The 19300-nt window shown below is 54.8% G+C and carries 12 protein-coding genes; 7 read left to right on the forward strand and 5 right to left on the reverse strand.

What is annotated here, in order from left to right; translation table 11 throughout:
* The first annotated feature begins 472 nt into the window (after nt 1-472).
* Nucleotides 473-919 (forward strand): hypothetical protein, encoded by a 447-nt coding sequence (locus tag CU041_RS15425; protein ID WP_228196497.1) that lies wholly within the window; start codon nt 473-475, stop codon nt 917-919.
* An 83-nt stretch (nt 920-1002) separates the two neighbouring features.
* Here the strand turns inward: CU041_RS15425 and upp are convergent, their stop codons facing one another.
* Nucleotides 1003-1653 (reverse strand): uracil phosphoribosyltransferase, encoded by a 651-nt coding sequence (gene upp / locus CU041_RS15430; protein ID WP_068520042.1) that lies wholly within the window; start codon nt 1651-1653, stop codon nt 1003-1005.
* A 353-nt stretch (nt 1654-2006) separates the two neighbouring features.
* Entirely contained in the window at nt 2007-3140 is a 1134-nt protein-coding gene (locus CU041_RS15435) for an SPOR domain-containing protein (RefSeq protein ID WP_101247608.1), read from the reverse strand.
* A 769-nt stretch (nt 3141-3909) separates the two neighbouring features.
* On the opposite strand from CU041_RS15435, the gene CU041_RS15440 reads away from it, so the two are divergent.
* The gene (locus CU041_RS15440) at nt 3910-6102 is read left to right on the forward strand and encodes a methyl-accepting chemotaxis protein (protein ID WP_101247609.1); all 2193 of its coding nucleotides are present in this window, start codon (nt 3910-3912) and stop codon (nt 6100-6102) included.
* A gap of 80 nt (nt 6103-6182) precedes the next feature.
* Here the strand turns inward: CU041_RS15440 and pepN are convergent, their stop codons facing one another.
* Complete coding sequence (gene pepN / locus CU041_RS15445; protein ID WP_101247777.1) at nt 6183-8822, reverse strand: aminopeptidase N; 2640 nt, start codon at nt 8820-8822, stop codon at nt 6183-6185.
* A 416-nt stretch (nt 8823-9238) separates the two neighbouring features.
* Between pepN and CU041_RS15450 the strand changes: the two genes are divergently transcribed.
* The 5 genes from CU041_RS15450 to CU041_RS15470 all read left to right on the forward strand — a co-directional run bounded on the left by CU041_RS15450 (nt 9239) and on the right by CU041_RS15470 (nt 13337).
* Complete coding sequence (locus tag CU041_RS15450; RefSeq protein WP_101247610.1) at nt 9239-9910, forward strand: response regulator; 672 nt, start codon at nt 9239-9241, stop codon at nt 9908-9910.
* 107 nt (nt 9911-10017) lie between these two features.
* Nucleotides 10018-11262: an AI-2E family transporter gene (locus CU041_RS15455; RefSeq protein ID WP_101247611.1), complete on the forward strand. Its 1245-nt coding sequence runs from the start codon at nt 10018-10020 to the stop codon at nt 11260-11262.
* Nucleotides 11263-11437: 175 nt separating this feature from the next.
* On the forward strand, nt 11438-12268 hold the full coding sequence (locus tag CU041_RS15460; protein ID WP_101247612.1) for an AraC family transcriptional regulator: 831 nt from the start codon (nt 11438-11440) through the stop codon (nt 12266-12268).
* Nucleotides 12269-12459: 191 nt separating this feature from the next.
* Nucleotides 12460-13071: a LysE family translocator gene (locus tag CU041_RS15465; RefSeq protein WP_101247613.1), complete on the forward strand. Its 612-nt coding sequence runs from the start codon at nt 12460-12462 to the stop codon at nt 13069-13071.
* Between the two features lie 65 nt (nt 13072-13136).
* On the forward strand, nt 13137-13337 hold the full coding sequence (locus CU041_RS15470; RefSeq protein WP_212733812.1) for a hypothetical protein: 201 nt from the start codon (nt 13137-13139) through the stop codon (nt 13335-13337).
* A 6-nt stretch (nt 13338-13343) separates the two neighbouring features.
* Here CU041_RS15470 and CU041_RS15475 read toward each other — a convergent pair whose 3' ends face one another.
* Complete coding sequence (locus CU041_RS15475) at nt 13344-15284, reverse strand: hypothetical protein (RefSeq protein ID WP_101247614.1); 1941 nt, start codon at nt 15282-15284, stop codon at nt 13344-13346.
* A 3-nt stretch (nt 15285-15287) separates the two neighbouring features.
* A complete protein-coding gene (locus tag CU041_RS15480; protein ID WP_101247615.1) occupies nt 15288-19256 on the reverse strand; it encodes a hybrid sensor histidine kinase/response regulator in 3969 nt (1322 codons plus the stop codon).
* Between the last annotated feature and the right edge of the window lie 44 nt (nt 19257-19300).

The raw sequence follows: 19300 nt of genomic DNA on the forward strand, positions 1-19300 counted from the left end.
TTAAAAAAGTGCATTTAATCGCATTTTTTACAAATTGCCTTGAATTTCAAAGCGATAGCAAAATCACGACATCCAACCTGCGCAATCCCGCCACGGCCCCTGACAGACCACGGGTTGAAAAAACGCGCAAAACCCGGCCTTTCGCCCCTGCAAAATAATCAATCAAGCCCCAGACCGCCCGCAATGCTACCGGGTTGATTCGCCCACACCCGACAAATTAGCGCCAAAACGCGGCAAATTCTTTGATCTGTGACGCAGCGCGGCAATGTTGATCGCGATATAATATATATGTGACTTCTATATATGGTCGGGAAAAGGACGCGAAAGGCTGCATCGCGGCTGCTTGGACAGCCTGCCCAACAAAATGGTGCAAAAGCGAATATGTGAACCTTTCCTTTACATTATGCCGTAATGATAGGCGCAGATATCCATGCCCGCGTGATGAAGATGGGCATCAGGGGACCGAGGGAAGATGATGAGACTGCGACAATATCTTATTTGTGCCGCTGCGATTGCGGGGCTTTCATTGGCCGGATGTTCCGGAACCAATCTGGTTCCCAATACCGCATCAGGTGGCAGCAGCGGCAATAAAGGCGGCCAGCCGGTTCCGTCCTTCACACAGTTCACCGATATTCCGATGCCTTCGAACTCGTCGCTCGACATGGATCGAAGCATTATCTTTGGCGCCTCGGACGCCTGGCACGGACGGCTTGTGCTGAATTCCGGCGGAACACAGGCGCAGATGTATGATTTCTACGAACGTGAAATGCCCAATTTCGGCTGGAGCAAGGTCACGGTCGTGCGCGCCGATATTTCGGTCATGGTCTATGACCGCGAAAATCGCGTCGCAACGATCAAGCTTACCGGCGGTTCGTTTGCTGGATCCGTTGTTGATATCACGGTATCGCCGAAAGGCTGATCCACCGGGTCTCACAAATCAGCAAAAAACAAAGGGTGCCAGTTGGCACCCTTTTTTCTTAGGCATTCATGCAAGCTGCACGATCAGCGCGTTCCGAACAGTCGGTCACCGGCATCGCCAAGGCCCGGCACAATGTAAGCTTTTTCATTGAGCTTTTCATCAAGGCCGGCGGTATAGATCGGAACATCCGGGTGCGCATCCTGGAAGACTTTGACACCTTCGGGTGCTGCAACCAGCGCCATGAACCGGATATCCTTGTCAGCAACGCCATATTTGTTGAGCGTGTCGATTGCGGCCACCGCCGAGTTGCCAGTCGCCAGCATCGGGTCGACAAGGATAAAGGTACGGCCTTCGATTTCCGGCAATTTCACCAGATATTCGACCGGCATGTGGGTATCGGGATCACGATACAGACCGATATGACCGATACGGGCCGAGGGCATCAGTTCAATCAGGCCGTCTGCCATGCCCGAACCGGCACGCAGAATCGGCACAACAGCCAGTTTGCGCCCCTGAATGACCGGCGCCTTCATCGGGCAGATCGGGGTCTGGATATCTTCATAGCTGACAGGAAGCTCACGGGTGATCTCGTAGCCCATCAGAAGCGCGATTTCCTTAAGCAACTGGCGGAAAGTTTTGGTCGAGGTATCGACCTTGCGCATATGGGTCAGTTTATGCTGGATCAGCGGGTGGTCCAGAATGTGGAGATTGGGGAAATCTGTTGGGGTGCTCATATCTTGCCAGCCATCCTGTCTTGGGCGGCAGCCGGGATAGGCGGCTGCCTTTCTGTATTTCTGCTCTGGGCGTACCGCCTAAAGGCTTTGTCCGGTGAAGGCAAGTAGAATGCCGCAAACAGGGGACAAAAACAAACCTGTTAACGCCAAATTCGCCAAATCGCCCCTGCCCCGGCCCACTCGCCTGCCGATCTGCCTGTTCGCCTGCCCGACTGTCGCCAGATTGCTGTTGCCTGCTTGCGGTTGGTTGCCCACGCAGTCGGCCAAGATGCCCCCCCGCCGCCCATGGGCCAAACGCAAAACGGGGCGATACAATATTGTATCACCCCGTTTGTCATCAAAGTTCCGGCTGATCAGTCGACTTCGCGATCATTGGGTTCGGCCCGGACCGGGAACCCGTCAAGCGCGTGGTCCTTTTTGATTTTGGCGGCATCATCACGGGCCTGTTTCAGGGTGGCGTATTTGCCGATCCGCACATAATACCAGGCGGAATCATCGGCGGCACCGCGCACGACAACCGCGACCTCAAGCCCCTTTTTGCGCAGCTCCTCAGCCCGCTGGCTGGCATTTTCATGAACCTTGAATGCCCCGACCTGTACCGAGAACGGCGTTTCACCATTGGTGGCGACTTCGGCCTCGTCATTCTGTGTTGCTGATGTGCGCGCCGCCGTTTCCTGTTTGGCAGGAGCAGCCGGGGCATCTGGGGCAGCATCAGCCTTGGCCGGTTCGGAAGAAGCAGAGTTTTCCCCCGCGGCCTGACCATTCGTACCCTGAGCCGTCGCAGCAGAGCTTTCCACCGCCGGTGCTTCGGGCGCGTCAGGTGCGGCTGGCGCTTCGCCGACTTCGCGAATTTCCGGTGCAGAAAACACTCCACCCTCACCCGCCGTGTCATTTGCCGTCAGCTCGGAAGCCATCCCGCCCGCGTCATCCGCACCGGATGTAGTTGCCGCAGCATCACCATCCGATGCGGCTTCGTCGGAATTTTCAAGGGCCGCACTGCGCTGGGCAATCAGATCCCCGACCGGGTCATCGCTGCTTTCGGCGATTTCGGCAACCGTTTCAGGGGTGGTTGTCGGGCTTTGCGGTACCGGTTCGGAAACCACGGCCGGTTCATCCGGCTCGGTTGCGAGCATTTCAACCGGTGGCTTTTCAAGGGCGGCATTGGTGGCGCCGTCATCGGAATCCATAAACAGTCCGGCCCCGACCAGCATCCCGGCAAAGAACAAGACCAGGCCGAGCATACCGGCCCCGGTAACAAGACCAAGAAGGGTTTTGCGATCCATATCAGCTATCCGTGCATTAAAGTTTTGCCGATCACCGGTGCGACGTCCGTCACGCCCGTTGCCATCACCATGCCCGTCACGCCCATAGATAAAGGCCGGAAGCGGCGCATCCTTTTGCCCGGATTCCGGTTCGGAATCGGGTTGCGGGGTCGCACGCAGATCGGGTTTGTTGGTTTGGTCTTCGCCAACCATGAACTTGGCCATCCTTCACGACATCATTGTGATCATGATTTTGTAACCGCCAGCACGTTTATAAAACGCTAAAGCCGTTCAATCGGCGACACACGACCATATATAAAGGAAACGCCCGCACGGCATGTGAGCCGCGCACGACCTGTGATGATGGATGATGGGGGAAACCGGGATAAAAAAAGGGGGACTGGTATGTTCCCCGGCATTGTCCCGCACAATAAACCGGATACCAGCCCCCTCGAGTGAGAGAGATCGACCTTCGGGGAGAGAGAGTCCCGAAGATAAATGGTCATCAGGCACGCCATGTCAGCCTGAAGACCGGTCACAAACGACATTGCCGTCTGCATTTGACAAAGACAGTCATAGACCATCGAAAATCTAATTGCAAACGATTATCACACACATTCGCATATTTTTTTCCGAAATTTCAAAACACTGACTTTTAACGCGTCAGAATGGACACCATTTAAAGGAGAATTAGCCCCCGCAACCACATACAAATTCCTGATTTTTCCGCGGGTTTCGGCAGTTTTTAACAACTAAAAGATTGTTTTCCAAATTAAGCTCTGTTTGGATCAGGGAAACTACTCATAAGAAGTAGCCAGGTGGGAGCGAGACACCGACACAATACAAAAAACAAAAAACGGTTTGCTCTGGAGTGATGAATATGACGGGAGACAAGGCCGCAAAGACGGCTATTTCAGGAGGTGCAACCAGCCTTCTGACGTTACGGCGCATTTTGCTCGTAACGGGTTTACTGGTTTCAGGTGCTGTTACATGGATGCTCCTTTGGACGGGAGATACCTATCGCAATTTTGCCATCGAGACGCTGAACAACTCGGTCAGTGGCACGGTGAATTTCTTTGTCGGTTCGCGGGTGGCAACCGACTATGCAGACAAGATTACCCCGATTGCCAATGAATGGTCGCGGCTTGGCAGTCTGGTGAAAAGCTATCAGGAAAACGATCAGACTCGCATGAAGGCAGAACTTGATATTCTGTCGAATGCCCGCGAGGTGGTTCAGGGTGACCTGACACTGATTGATGCGATTGCCTATGACACCGATTTCAACCAGCTTGCAACGTCAAAGGCCAATCTTGGCGCCAGTGTGACCGATGATCCGAACGTCAAGGCATTCCTGACCGGACGTGACAAGGGCGAAGCCCGCAAACCGGCCAGTTTCATGTGGACCACGCCCGACGGGCGACCGGTTTTCAGCCTGATCCTGCCGGTCGGGGGCTTCCGCGCAGTCGGCTTCCTTGAAGTCATTACCGACCCTCTGCCCACACTGGCAGGCATCGGCAAGGTTCTGGGGGGCAATTTCCAGATTCTCGACAAATCGGGGACGGTGCTGTTTGAAAGCCTTGAAGATGGCGAAGCCAGCGAAGGCGGCACTGCCATCACCCAGACAGAAGACTCGGCCGAAGGCGAAACCGCCGAAAATGCCCAACCGGCAGACGCAGGCACAACACCGGCCGACACCGGCGAAACCCACCGCGCGGCCGTTGATGTCACCATCAGCGACGGGCGTGGCGGTATCTGGGCCGAGGCGGTATTTGATCGCGACATTTCCGATTTCTATGCCCAGACCGATGATTTGCGGGCCCTGTCGATTGAAATCCTGATCGGTGTGTTGCTTGCGGCCTGGGTGGCCGGGTGGCTTTTGTTGCGGACCACCGTGTTCCGCAATCTTCGGGCATTCTCGCGCGCGATGACGTCGATTTCGGAGGGCGACACCAATGTCAATCTGCCACAGGTCGGCAGCGACGAAATCGGCGATATGAAAAAGGCCCTGATTGCGCTTAGGGAATCGGTGCGCCAGGCCCTGATCCTGCAAAACATGGTCGAACATACCCCGACCATGACCGCATTGATCACCCCCGATGGCAAGGTCGGGTATCTGAATGCCAGCGGGCAGGAATATGTCGGAGCCCCGGCAAGTTCGCTTTCGGGCGACTTCCTTGAACTTGGTGCAGACTTCCAGAGCCGTCTGTCCAATCCGGCCAACCTGCCCTTTACCGAGATCATCCAGAACAAGCGTGACTATCTCGAAATCCTTGCCGCACCTGTGCTGGACAAGGATAACGCGCTTTTGGGCACCATGCTTGCCTGGAATGCAGTGACGGAACGCGAGGAAAGCAAAATCGCCGTCACCGAAATGATGGCCGAAGTTGCCCGCGTTGCCCAATCGGTAACCGAGCAATCCGAAGGCCTTCTGGAGCTGGCAAGCGAACTGACCGATCAGTCGCAAAATACGGTCCAGCAATCGGGCGGTGCACTTGATGTATCGCGCGAAGCCGCATCAAACACCCAGAATGTAGCCACCGCCGTCGAGGAACTTTCATCCTCGATCGCGGAAATCAACCGCCAGGCAACCGAGGCATCCGATGTGACCGGCCGGGCACAAAAAGAAGCCGAGGAAAGCCAGCGCAATATCGGATCACTTGAAAAGGCAAGTTCGGAGATCGGATCGATCATTGATCTGATCAACGATATCGCGCACCGCACCAAGCTTTTGTCGTTGAACGCAACGATCGAGGCCGAACGTGCCGGTGAACTTGGCAAGGGCTTTGCCGTGGTGGCCAACGAGGTCAAATCGCTTGCCGATCAGACCGCAAACGCCACCGGGCAGATTGGCGATCTGACAACTGCGATCCAGCAGGAAGTTCAGAAAGCCGCCCATTCCATCAGCACGGTGGGTGACGTTATTCATCAGGTCAATGACATCCAGTCGACCATCACCCAATCGGTTGATGAACAACGCCGTGCGACAAGCGAGATTTCCGAAAACGTCCAGCGCATCGCCGAAGGTGCCGGGTCGATGGATGAAATGATCCGGTTCGTGAATGAAGGCGCACTTGGCACCGGGCGCAATGCCCAGGACCTTAATACCGCAAGCCATCAACTTTCCGAGATGGCGCGCAATCTTTCTGATCGGATGCGCGAATTTAGCGAACGCATGAAACTGACCTGATCAGGAACATCAGACCGGATCAAGACAAAGGGCGGCCCCGCAAGGCCGCCCTTTTCGTCAGGTGTCGTCAAAGCCGGCCATCAGCTGGCGATTGATTTCGACGCGATTTCATAAAGATCGCGCGAGATTTCCGGTTTTGCCAGAACCCGTTCAAGCGCCTGTTTCATCAGGCGTGCGCGATCGGCATCATATTTCGCCCATTTGCCAAGCGGTGCGCACAGGCGTGCAGCCACCTGCGGGTTGATATCATCGAGTTCGATCAGACGATCGGCATAGAATGCGTATCCCGATCCGTCCTTGGCATGGAAGGCACGCGGGTTGGCCATGGCAAAGGCCCCGACCAGCGACCGGACCTTGTTCGGGTTGCGCATGGTAAAGGCCGGATGGCTCATCAGATCCTTGACGCGGGCAAGCGTATCATCGCGCGATGACATCGCCTGAAGCGCGAACCATTTATCCAGAACCACGCCATCCTTGGCAAAGCGGGCTTCGAAATCGGCCAGTGCCTCGGCCCGCCCCGGATGATCCAGATGGTTCAGCACCGAAAGTGCCGCCATCTGGTCGGTCATATTGTCCGCGGTGCGATACTGTTCGGCGGCAAGATCGGCATATTCCACCTTGTCGCTTGCCACCAGATAGGCCAGCGCCGTCGCGCGCAAGGCACGCTGACCAGCAGACGCTGCATCGGGGGTAAAGGCCGCGTTTGAGCCGTTCTGGCGATAGGTCGCATCAAATTCCGCCAGCAGGCCGAGACCGATCCGCTTGCGCAGGGCCTTGCGGATTTGATGGATGGCTTCGGGGTTTGCCGGTTTGCGCTGTTCGGACAGGAACTCTTCGCCCGGCAGCGCCAGCGCATCAGCCCGGAAGGCCTTATCAAGGTCTTCATTGCAAAGGGTGGCCCGCATCGCATCAATAAAGGCCGCGATGCTGTCGCCCTGCCCGTCCAGTGCGGCATTGGCATCCCCGCCATTCTTTTCAAATTCGGTGATGGCCGCCAGCATCAGGCGGGTTGCATATTTTTGTCCGGCTTCCCAGCGGTTGAACGCATCCGAATCATTGCCCATCAGGAACACCAGTTCATCGTCGGGCTGATCAGTCATGACATTGACCGGTGCTGAAAAACCGCGGTTAAAGGAAACAACCGGCTTTTCCGATACACCGTCAAAGACAAATTCCTGACTTTCCTTGGTCAGTTCCACCGTCTTTGCCACCAGATCCGATCCATCCGCCCCCAGAAGACCGACCGAAATCGGCATGTGAAGCGGATATTTGTCCGGCTGTCCCGGGGTCGGATTGGTTTTCTGTGACACGGTAAGAGTGAACTGCTTGGCATCAGCATCATATTCGCCCTGCCAGGTCAGCTCCGGCGTACCGGCTTGCGAGTACCAGCGTTTGAGCTGAGTGAAATCGGCGTCATTGGCGTCTTCCATCGCCTTGGCAAAATCATCACAGGTCACGGCCTGACCATCATGGCGATCAAAATAAAGATCGATCCCCTTGCGATAGCCATCCGGACCCAGCAGCGTATGCATCATGCGGATCAGTTCCGCGCCCTTTTCATAGACCGTGGCGGTATAGAAATTGTTGATTTCCATATAGCTGTCCGGGCGCACCGGATGGGCAAGCGGCCCGCCATCTTCGGGGAATTGGCGCGCACGAAGCTGTGCGACATCCTTGATGCGCTGCACCGGGCGGGACCGCTGATCAGCCGAGAATTCCTGATCACGGAAAACGGTCAGGCCTTCCTTAAGGGACAACTGGAACCAGTCACGGCATGTCACGCGGTTGCCCGACCAGTTATGGAAATATTCGTGGGCAACGATCGATTCAATCAGTTCATAATCGGTATCGGTTGCCGTGTCGGGCTTTGCCAGAATGTATTTGGCATTAAAGATATTGAGGCTTTTGTTTTCCATCGCCCCCATATTGAAGTCCGACACCGCCACGATATTGAACAGATCAAGGTCATATTCCAGACCATAGACATCCTCGTCCCACTTCATCGAGCGGATCAGGCTGTCCATCGCGTAATCGCAGCGGTCTTCATTGCCATGTTCAACAAAGATGCGCAGCGCAACCTTGCGCCCGGAACGGGTGACAAAGCTGTCTTCGACACAGGCCAGATCGCCGGCAACCAGCGCAAACAGATAGGACGGCTTGGGGAACGGGTCTTCCCACACCGCGAAATGACGCCCGCCATCAAGATCGCCACTGTCAATCAGGTTGCCGTTCGATAGCAGAACCGGGCAGCTTGCCTTGTCGGCATTGATCGTCACCTTAAAGGTCGCCATCACATCGGGGCGATCCGGGAAATAGGTAATGCGGCGGAAACCTTCGGCCTCGCACTGCGTACAGAACGCGCTTTGCGAAACATAAAGCCCTTCGAGGCGTGTATTGTTGGCCGGTGAAATCTGGGTTTCGATTTCGGCAATGAAATTTGCCCCCGGTGCGGCAAAGCGCAAACCTTCGGCATCGACGGTAAAGTCGCTTGAGGCCAGACGATCACCATCAAGGGTCACCGAAAGCAGTTTCATGTCCTCGCCATGAAGGAAAACTTCGTCGCCCTTGCCGGTGCCGCGCGCAGGATTCGCAGCCACAAACAGCCGTGATTTGACATTTGTGACGTCCCGTTCGAGATCAAAAACCAGTTCGACCTTTTCTACAAAAAAGTCAGGTTCTTTATAGTCTTTACGGTGGATCACTTGCGGCTGTTCAGACATTTCTGTGTCCTTTTTCCCTTGGGCTGCGCGGTTTTGGAACGGATTGTATAAATTCGCCAATATTGCAGCGCAGTGTCGTTTGTCAGAACTGAATTTCGGTCATTCGTTTCACTGATAGGATAAATTTCATTTTTCCTCAAATGCGGAGTTTACGGCACCGATTTTAGTATGCATAATCCCAAACGGTGGCGCGAGGGGGGCCAAAGTTTCACATTTCGTGGGGCGAGAGTGATCTTTGGTTTCCCTCAACCTTTCTGCCGATGATCCTTGCGGGCAGATGGGCGCTTTCCGGGTCGCACCCGCACCAAAATCAAAATTATCCCAACATTTTCTCACCTAAGACTTTGTGAGTTCCGATTGATCGGGATAGAATAATTGCGACCTGTCGGGGAAATAACGTCCAGGGGAACTCGCCAATGACCGAGACATTCCAGATTCTGATCGCTGATGACCATCCGCTTGTCCGCGGTGCCCTGAAACAGTCATTAACAACAGAGCTGGATAACGTCACAGTCTATGAAGCCGGCAGCCTGTTTGAAGCCATCGAACAGATCGAAGCCCGCAAAGGCGATATCGACCTTGTACTGCTTGATCTTCATATGCCCGGCATGAACGGCTTTACCGGCCTGTTTTCATTGCGCGCATCCTATCCCGACATTCCGGTTTCCATCGTTTCGGCCAGTCAGGAACTGCCGGTTGTCCGCCGTTCGATCGAATATGGCGCATCGGCCTTTGTGCCGAAATCGGCCCCGGTCGATCAGATCGGGTTGGCAGTCAAAACCGTTCTGGACGGCGGCATGTGGATGCCCGACTGGGCGCGCGAAGCCATGGAAAACGGCCCGGCTGATGACGAGGCCACGGGCCTTGCCGAAAAAATCGGACAACTTACCCCGCAGCAGCTTCGTGTTCTCAACATGCTGACCGAAGGCAAGCTTAACAAGCAGATCGCCTATGAACTTGATGTGACCGAAGCCACCGTCAAGGCCCATGTATCGGCCATCCTGCGCAAACTGTCGGTTCACAGCCGCACCCAGGCGGTGATTATCGCCCGTGAACTTCAGCTTCAGGAACCGGCCATCGACGCCTGATTGCCGGTTCGCATCATGCCGGGTTCAGGAACCTCTGGCGTGGCGGCACGTTTAAGCAGATAGTTCTTTATCTGCGGGCACAGTCCCGAACAAACGGGAGACCATGCATGTCATCGCCATGCGCCGTCGGGACACCATCAGATCCGTCAAACACCACCCGATCACCAAACGAACCGAATGCCGCCGCCAATCAGGCGGCCGTGGATCAGGCAGATACGGTTAACGGCCCGGACCAGACCCGGGTTGCAGGTTCGCGCGCCCTAATCTATCGCCGGGCCCGGACGATTTCGGTCATCGGGACGTTTGGCATCCTCACCCTTGGTTGTCTTTATGTGGCCCAAAGTCTTGTGCTGCCCGTGATCATGGCGTTTTTGCTGTCGCTTGTGTTTTCGCCGGTCGTGCGCACGCTTGCGCAATTTCGCATTCCGCGCAGCATAACTGCGCTGACCATTGTGCTTGGCCTCAGCGCATCGGTGATTGCCGGCATTTACGGATTGAGCGGCCCGGTATCGGGCTGGATCGACGAAGCCCCGGAGATCGAGCAACGGCTGCGCCTGCGTCTTGCCGATCTTAGCGAGCCGCTTGACAAGCTGCGCGATGCCCAGCAACAGGTGGCCGAGGCAACCGACCAGAATAGCGGCGATGAAAATGTCCAGAAGGTGGTGGTGACCGAACCCAACCTGATCAGTCAGGCCGCCGAAGGTGCGCCCGATATTCTGGCCGGTATTGCGTTGATGCTGGTGCTGCTTCTGTTCATTTTGTCGGCCGGTGATCTTGTTTATGAGAAACTGGTGCGTGCGCTTCCGACCTTTGGCGACCGGCGCAAGGGATTGCGCATTGCCCATGATGTCGAACGCGAAGTTTCGCGTTATCTTGCCACCATCACCGCGATCAATATTACGCTTGGTCTTGTTGTCGGCACCCTGATGGCGATCATTGGCCTGCCCAACCCGATCCTGTGGGGGATTGCCGCCGCGGTTCTGAATTACGTGCCGATTCTGGGGGCCCTTACCGGGATTGCCATTGTTGCCGTGGTTGGCCTTGTATCCATGCAGACAACAAGCGAGGCCCTTCTGGCCCCGGCCCTTTATTTCGTCTGCACCGCCCTTGAAGGCCAGATCATCACACCGGCCCTTGTCGGCAACCGGCTTCGGATCAATTCGATTGCCATCATTCTGGCTGTGGCGTTCTGGGGCTGGATGTGGGGTGTGGTCGGCATTCTGGTTGCCGTGCCGCTTCTGATCGTTTCGCGGGTTATCGCCAATCATGTCGACGGGCTTGGCGGGTTGCGCGAATTGCTGGGCCCCCATCATCACGGCAATCAGGGCAATAACCTTGCCCGGTCGAAATAGATCGATTGCGCAGCGCTGGTCAAAGGCGTCAAAGGCGTCAAAGGCGCCAAAGCCCCGATCAACGCGTGCTCAACGCATGATGGCATGCCCTACTAAATCCGGCTGTTCCCCCGCCGCCCCTGCTGCGCGCGTCTAATCGCTTGCCAAGTATCGGCCGGGCTGCCACCCTTGGGGCATGTCCGATCTAGTTGAAATTCTTTGTCATGACTGCCTAGGTGTCGAGGCCGTTCGCGCCCGCACGCGCCACAGCTTTGCCAAACACAGCCATGAAACATTCGGCATCGGCTTGATGTTTTCTGGTGCACAAAAATCCGCATCGGGCCGGGGCATGGTCGAAGCCGGGGCTGGCAACATCATTACGGTCAATCCCCGCGAAATCCATGACGGCCATCCGATCGGCGATGCAGCGCGGGGCTGGAACATGCTGTATTTCGATCCGGCCCTGATTGCCAATACAGCAAACGACATGTCAGACGGCGCAAGCCAGCATTATGAATTCACCCGCCCGGTGATGGATCACCCGCAGGTCCGGCAATGCTTTGCAACCCTGTTTGATGCGATCACCCACGGCACAGCAGATGCCACACGGTTGCGGCGTGAAGAAATGCTGCTTTTGCTGCTTCATCATGCCCTGTCCCATTCCGGTGACGGGCCCGCCAAACCCGCATCCCGAACGGCAGTTGCCCATGCACGGATCAAACGGGCCAAGGCATTGCTTGATGATTGCCCGGCTGATCTGCACAGCCTTGATGATCTTTCCGAGGTAACGGGACTAAGCAAATTTCAAACCGTGCGCGAATTTACCCGTGCCACCGGACTGACCCCGCACGCCTATCTGATCCAGCGTCGCATTGACCTTGCCCGCGACCTGATCCGGGCGGGCCAGCCACTTGCCGATATTGCACATCGCGCCGGATTTGCCGATCAAAGCCACCTGAACCGCCATTTCGTCCGGGCCTTTGGCCTGACACCGGGCCGCTATGCCCGTGCCGCTCGGCAAAACTGAGCAACCCTCACATTTTCCATTTGCCGTTCTGATCCGCCAGACATAGCTTGCCGGACAATGCGGAACACCGCCCCAAATGCGCATCACCGCAAAGCCCCACCAACGCGAAAATCATCCTGCAATTCCGTTCAAGAATGCTTTGCGCCCCGTCCGTAAATTGACCGCATCACAGTCAATCAAACGGACGCATCATGATCACCCTTGATTACCTGATCACATCGCTCATCATCGTCGCCCTGCCCGGCACCGGCGTGATTTATACCCTTGCCCTTGGATTGGGACGCGGCATGAAAGCCAGCATCTGGGCGGCCTTTGGCTGCACCCTTGGCATCGTGCCCCATATGGCGGCAAGCATCCTTGGCCTTGCGGCCCTGCTTCATGCCAGCGCGGTCGCCTTTGAAATCGTGCGTTATCTTGGCGTGGCCTGGCTTCTTTATATGGCCTGGGGCATGTGGTTTGGGACGGGTGCGATGAAAGTCACCGCGAACGAGACCAAAACCGGCACCGCCAAAATCATTCGCGACGGCATCTTGCTGAACCTGCTCAACCCCAAGCTATCCGTCTTCTTCCTCGCCTTCCTGCCGCAGTTTGTACGCGCGAATACGCCTGACACCACATGGGAAATGACCCTGCTTGGCCTAATTTTCATGGCGATGACGTTCGGGGTGTTTGTGATTTACGGATGTTTTGCGGGTGCGCTTCGCAGCCACATCATCGAACGCCCGAAAGTCATGAACTGGATTGGCAAAGGTTTTGCCGGGGCGTTTGTGGCGATGGGAGCAAAACTTGTTCTCACCGCCTGATAGAACAATACGATGCCCGAACCTTTACGGCATGATATGCTTTTTCAAGTGAAGGGAACCGTATCATGCAGACACCAAACGCCCTCAAACCGATTAAGACTGAAGCTGACTATAAGGCGGCGATGGAGCTTGTTAAAAATCTTTGGCACGCAGAACCGGGCACACCTAAATCTAGTCAGCTTGAAGTGCTCGGCATTCTGATTGATCAGTATGAAGCACAACAGTTCCCGATTGTTGGACCCAGCGCTGGCATCAGCACCTGCTGAACATTATCAGCTGACACGCAAATCTGACCAACACCTTTTCGTCAGTCCGGTCCTTTCAGCAAAAGCGATTTCACTCCATAAATCGTTCGTACAAAAAGTTGTAGCACTCAGTGGTCGCAACGCTTCAAATACATTTGGAGCTCTACTCAACAAGTACGATAGCTGCCCTAAATCCAGCCAATAGACACCATGTAGATATGACTGAAGATCACTTTTCTGCTCACGCAAAGGTGCCACTAACTTTAAGTTATGGTATAATTTATCCAGCTCTTTATTAAAATCACCAACAACAGAATGGTGGTCATCGATCTCCTCAGTCGCCGCAAGCTTCATTGAGGCTAGAGCATTCACGATCCCTGTGGTCATAGTTCTACTGGTAATTGGACCAAATGATGTTGGGCTTACTGCCAACTTGATAACTCGTCCTGCCGAGAGACTGCCTTCCAGCAGATAACTATCAACCTCCCCTTCCCTGAGATGAAGTTCTCGGCCCGCAAGTTGTCCAAGCATTTTAATATATGCCTGTCCATAGTCTTCGTAGAATTTCATCATCTCCATAGACTTTGCTTTCGAAGTTAAAACCTTCGACTTCACTTCGGAAATAAAAACATTACCACCTGCTTCTCCTATTACATCTAGGTCGTAATTTATTTTTCCAACAGAGTATTTAGTTCCACGCTCAACTCGGGTTACACCTTTCATAGTAGTTTGCTCAACAGCTCTTTCATAGATATCCGCAATCAAACGCGTATTGCTTTTAAAAGCTCCCCTGACTTTAGAGATAACTAGAGGACATAGCGCCGCACAGCATATTGAAGTCGGCATAGCGATCATTTGCTGTTTGTCCCCTGCGTAAAACAGCGGGCTTGCCATTTCCCAACCGACGGTATCTGTTGGAAGACTTCTTAAATCCGTACATTGTAGCTTTTTCGAAACGCATAATTCGGTAATAGCTGGGAATCGTTTTTTTAGATCCAATTCCTTGAAAACAGACATATATTCAGGATTTAGAACTTTAACAAAATCCGCAACTTCATCTAGCAATCCATATAGGTCAGCCGGGCTATCTTTCCGAGGAATGATATACTTGACCGCATTGATCAAATTCTGAACAGCAATCTTTGGAACTTGAGAAACGCTAAAGGTTGTATCCCATAGTAACGACCTCATCACAGCGTCAGGAACACTGAATGGGTCAATCTGCAGGTACTCATATGTACTATAACGCTCGCAGTTAAAATGAGCGGCATAATCAGTGGAAAGTTGAACAATTTGGGTCCAAACGTTATTCGGCCTTCTCAGTGTATTTCCATTACTTGGATTCTTGATTGCAAGGCCCATTAACCATCCAAATGGCAACGTCGGTTCTTTATTCGACCATACCTGCTCAACAAAATTCCCAAACAGCCAAATCTCATCGTGAAAGCGGCGGCAGCTCCGCATCTCAGATAAGACGTTTGAAATAACTTTTCTCGTGCCCAAAAGTTTCACAAGCGATCTGATCTTAAGAACCAATTCAGAATTGGATTTTCGCTTTAATTTAGCTCCATACGACGAGAATTCGAACTGATACCCTTTCTTATTCAAACGGGCGCAAGCCATTGCTACCTGCAGGTTCCGCCAGTTTGGCGAGGGTTCATCTTGAATTTCAGTTCTTTTGAGCACCGATCGAACTGCTTGAATCCAAGGAGCTTTGTCGTGGAATCCAATACATCGGTCGCTATGCATTTCGCGTGAAATATGTTTGATAACCTGCACTGGCTTCAAGGGAAGGTCATAAAAAAGACAGTAAATTTCCAAAGAAGTAGCAAACCACCAAAGCTCACCACCGTAGAAATCCTCGCCGCACAATAGCTCGCTCAAGCCTGCACAATTTTCACTATCTTGGCTTCCGACTGCAATGTGGTAAAGCTCCAGAAATTTTTGCAAATCTTCTTCTTTTATCATGCATCACTCCGCCGCATCACTCCCCAACCGATTGAGCGCCCGCGTCATCAATGCCCGCAACTTGGCCGGTCGGAGAGGTTTGTTGAGCAGGGAGAAGCCCTGTTCGCGGATCAGGTCAGCGGTTTCGGTCGAGCGGTCGGCGGTGATGATGACGCCGGGTACGTTAACGCCGTGAACATCGCGAAGCCTGATCAGGACATCAAGGCCGGTCTGACCGGAATCAAGGTGGTAGTCAGCAAGGATGATATCGGGTGCAAAGGTCCCCTTGCCCGGTTCTGATCCGTTCAGAAGGTCTTCGGCCGCCGGGCCGGACCGGGCGGTTGCGACCACGCAGTCCCAGTTGCTGAGCATCGCGTTCATGCCGTCAAGAATGTCGGGTTCGTTATCAATGCACAGCACGCGCAAGCCGCCCAGTTCGCCCGCCATGCGGCGTTTGGGTTTGGGGGTTGCAGCCGTATCGGCAACGCCAAGTGGCACTTCGACCGAGAAGACCGTGCCGCTTCCGGGCCGCGAACGCACCGATACCGGATGATCAAGGGACCGGCCAAGACGGTCGACAATCGCAAGGCCAAGACCAAGACCCTTAACATCGGTGGTTTCCGGGCCCTCAAGACGGTGGAATTCGCGGAAGATGATTTTAAGCTTGTCTTCAGGGATGCCCGGTCCGCTATCCCAAACTTCGAGTTTCAGCGTGTCGCCACGCACACGGCAGCCGACCACAGCGCCCCCGGTGCGGGTATAGCGCATGGCGTTGGAAATGAAGTTTTGCAGGATACGGCGAAGCAAGCGACTGTCGCTGCGGACCCAAAGATCGCGTTTATGGACCTTGAAGCTCAGCCCCGCATTTTCGGCAATCGGGCCGAATTCGGTTTCAAGTGCGCTTAACACATCGCTGATTGCGAAATTGCGGATATTGGGCTGCATCGCCCCGGCATCGAGCTTGCAGATATCCAAAAGCTCGTTCAGCAGTTCCTCGACCCCCTTGAGCGACAGATCAACCTTGCCGACAAGGTCGAGCACATCCTCGGCCAGTCCCTGTTTGCCGCCGAGCGCCACGGTAAACAGGCGCGCGGCATTAAGCGGCTGCAAAAGATCGTGGCTGGCCGCGGCAAAGAAGCGGGTCTTGGTATCGTTGGCGGTTTCGGCCTGTTCCTTGGCGTCCGAAAGTTCGGAGTTCAGAACTTCAAGCGCGTGGGTACGTTCGGTCACGCGGGCCTCTAGCCCCTCGTTGGCTTCCTTAAGGGCCTGTTCGGCGGTCTTGCGTTCGGTAATGTCGTGATAGATGCAGAAATACCCCAGCACTTCGCCGGTTTCGTCAAAATGCGGGATATAGGTGCCTTCGGCATAGCGGCCTTCGCGCACGCCCTGCATGCCGCGTTCATCATTGCGATTGCGCGTGATGGCCGGGAATTCGATTTCAAAGCTTTGGCGATAGCCTTTGAGCACCAGCTCGATCATTGGGGCAAGATGGACATAGCGTTCCTCGCCCACCGCTTCGCGGACCGACATGCCGTGGGCCTCAACACGCCTAAGGCCAAACATCCGCTCATAGGGGCGGTTGGTAAAGCGAAGGCGCTGATTTTTATCGGCATAGGCGATCATCACCGGAATGTTGTCGGTGTAAATCCGGATATTGCGTTCACTTTCGCGAAGGGCTTCTTCGGTGCGCACACGCGCGGTAATGTCGGCAATGGTGGCAACAAAGCCGCCATCGGGCATCGGGTTGGTGCGGATTTCAAGCACCATGCCATCGGAACGTTTGCGTTCGTAAGTATGGGGAAGCCGGCGCATCTGCGGTGCGGCAGTGCGGCCCAGAAGGATATCGATATCGACCGAACGGGTGTCGTTGGTGCGGCAAATCTGCACCAGTTCGGACAGCGGCAGGGTGACCTGAATGTCGCTTGTCGCGATACCAAGCAAATCAATGAACCGGTGGTTCCAGGTCGCCAGACGCAGGTTCTGATCAAACACGCCGACCCCTTGGGAAATGTTTTCAAGGGTATTGAGCAACAGGTCACGGTTGAATTTGATCGCCTCGGACGCTTCGTCGAGAAGTTCCATCGCATCACGGCGCGACACCGCCTTATCGGGCAGCAAAAGCGCCATCACCACGCGCGATGATGCCGCCCCCACCGCCCCCGAAAGCAGATGTTCGGTGAAACTTGCGGCATCGACATCGGCAAGGTCGGATCGTTTGGGTTCGCCCCCGCGCGATTTCAGATAATTGCGAAAGGCACGCTGCGCCCAGTGTTTGCCAAGAAACCGCGCGGCAAGGTCTTCGAGGTCGCCCAGCGTGACCCGACCAAGCCAGGTGTCGTTGCGTGCCTTGGTGCTTTTGCGCCAGACATCGACAAAGACCTGGGCCTGACGGCGCTGGGTCACGCCCTGTACCCCGACGGCCGATCCGACAAACATCAGAACGAAATTCACCCCAAGCGACCAGACCACCCCGTGGGTCAGATGATCTTCGATCCCGACCCCGAGCAATGCCTGCGGATTAAGAATGGCAAAACCGAACGGTCCGTCGGTCAGGATCGATGCCGGAAGCAATTCCCCCTGCACAAAGGTCGGCAGCAACAGCGTATAGGCCCAAAGCACAAATCCCGACACAAGGCCAAGGCGCACTCCGGTCCGGTTGATATTTTTAAGATAGATGGCCGCCAGAACCGCCGGACCGAATTGCGCCATGGCGGCAAAGGACAGCATCCCGATATCGGCCAGCGCATATTTTTCCGACAGGAACCGATAGAACCCGTAAGCCAGAAACAGCAACAGGATCACGGCCGCACGCCGGATTTTCAACAGCACCTGGCTGACATCACCGGACATGCGGTTTTGCAATTTTTCCGAGCGCAGCAAAAGCGGCATGATCAGATCGTTACACACCATGGTCGAAACCGCGACGCACGATACGATCACCATGCCGGTACTGGCCGACAGCCCGCCGATAAAGGCAACAATCGCCAGCCAGTCCTGCCCGCCCAGAAGCGGCAAGGTCAGAACGAATGTGTCGGGATTGACCTTTGGCTCGTCCCCGAACATGAACAGACCGGCAATGGCAATCGGAACGACAAAGATATTGATCGCCACCAGATAGGCCGGAAACAGCCAGCGCGCACTAGCGAGATTGCGGCTGTCATCATTTTCAACAAAGGTCACATGGAACTGGCGCGGCAAACAAAACATCGCAAAGGCGGCAAGCAGCGTCGCAATAAAGAAATGCGATGTCAGCCAGGTATCGGGCCGGAAAAGTTGCCGAACGGCGGGATCGGACAAGGCGCGCTTGTTGATATCGGCAACACCGTCAAACATGCCGTACACCACAAAGAACCCGACCAGCAAAAGAGCAGCCAGCTTGACCAGGCTTTCGAACGCCACCGCCAGAATAAGCCCGTCATGATGTTCGGAGGCATGGATATAGCGCACGCCAAACAGGATGGCGAAAACCGCCATCAGGATGGTGACATAAAAGGCCGTATCCTTGGAAAAATGACCGGCCGAATGACGCACCACCTGTTCGCCAAGTTCCCCGATCAGTACATCAAAGGATAGCGACACGGCTTTGAGCTGAAGCGAGATATAGGCAAGAACACCCACCACCGCGATCAGCGCAACAAGGGCGGCCAGACTTTGGCTTTTGCCATAGCGCGACCCCAGAAAATCGGCGATCGAGGTGATGTTCTGTTGATGGCAGACCCGGGCGATTTTGGTCATGATGCCAAAACCGACAATCATCACAATGATCGGGCCGATATAGATCGGCAAAAAGGCCCAGCCGCGTGTTGCCGCCGTCCCGACCGATCCAAAGAATGTCCAGCTGGTGCAATAGACCGCCATCGACAGGGCATAGATCGACGGTTTCAACTTTGATGCGCGCCACTTATCGGCGTATTTGTCACCATAATGGGCAATGGCAAACAACAACCCGATATAGGTCATGGCAACGATAAAGATCAGTCCGCCCTGAAGCATCCGTGTATAGCCCTGTATTCTGACCACCGTTTCAGGCGGTTACG

Origin of the sequence: Thalassospira povalilytica (assembly GCF_002844235.1) — a bacterium.
Lineage (GTDB): Bacteria > Pseudomonadota > Alphaproteobacteria > Rhodospirillales > Thalassospiraceae > Thalassospira > Thalassospira povalilytica.

Excerpts from the sequence above, each read along its gene's own strand:
- CU041_RS15475 (WP_101247614.1), bottom strand. The coding sequence starts at position 15,284 with ATGATAAAAGAAGAAGATTTGCAAAAATTTCTGGAGCTTTACCACATT.
- CU041_RS15450 (WP_101247610.1), top strand. The coding sequence starts at position 9,239 with ATGACCGAGACATTCCAGATTCTGATCGCTGATGACCATCCGCTTGTC.
- CU041_RS15440 (WP_101247609.1), top strand. The coding sequence starts at position 3,910 with ATGCTCCTTTGGACGGGAGATACCTATCGCAATTTTGCCATCGAGACG.
- CU041_RS15480 (WP_101247615.1), bottom strand. The coding sequence starts at position 19,256 with ATGCTTCAGGGCGGACTGATCTTTATCGTTGCCATGACCTATATCGGG.
- CU041_RS15460 (WP_101247612.1), top strand. The coding sequence starts at position 11,438 with ATGTCCGATCTAGTTGAAATTCTTTGTCATGACTGCCTAGGTGTCGAG.
- CU041_RS15435 (WP_101247608.1), bottom strand. The coding sequence starts at position 3,140 with ATGGCCAAGTTCATGGTTGGCGAAGACCAAACCAACAAACCCGATCTG.
- pepN (WP_101247777.1), bottom strand. The coding sequence starts at position 8,822 with ATGTCTGAACAGCCGCAAGTGATCCACCGTAAAGACTATAAAGAACCT.
- CU041_RS15465 (WP_101247613.1), top strand. The coding sequence starts at position 12,460 with ATGATCACCCTTGATTACCTGATCACATCGCTCATCATCGTCGCCCTG.
- CU041_RS15425 (WP_228196497.1), top strand. The coding sequence starts at position 473 with ATGATGAGACTGCGACAATATCTTATTTGTGCCGCTGCGATTGCGGGG.
- CU041_RS15455 (WP_101247611.1), top strand. The coding sequence starts at position 10,018 with ATGTCATCGCCATGCGCCGTCGGGACACCATCAGATCCGTCAAACACC.
- CU041_RS15470 (WP_212733812.1), top strand. The coding sequence starts at position 13,137 with ATGCAGACACCAAACGCCCTCAAACCGATTAAGACTGAAGCTGACTAT.
- upp (WP_068520042.1), bottom strand. The coding sequence starts at position 1,653 with ATGAGCACCCCAACAGATTTCCCCAATCTCCACATTCTGGACCACCCG.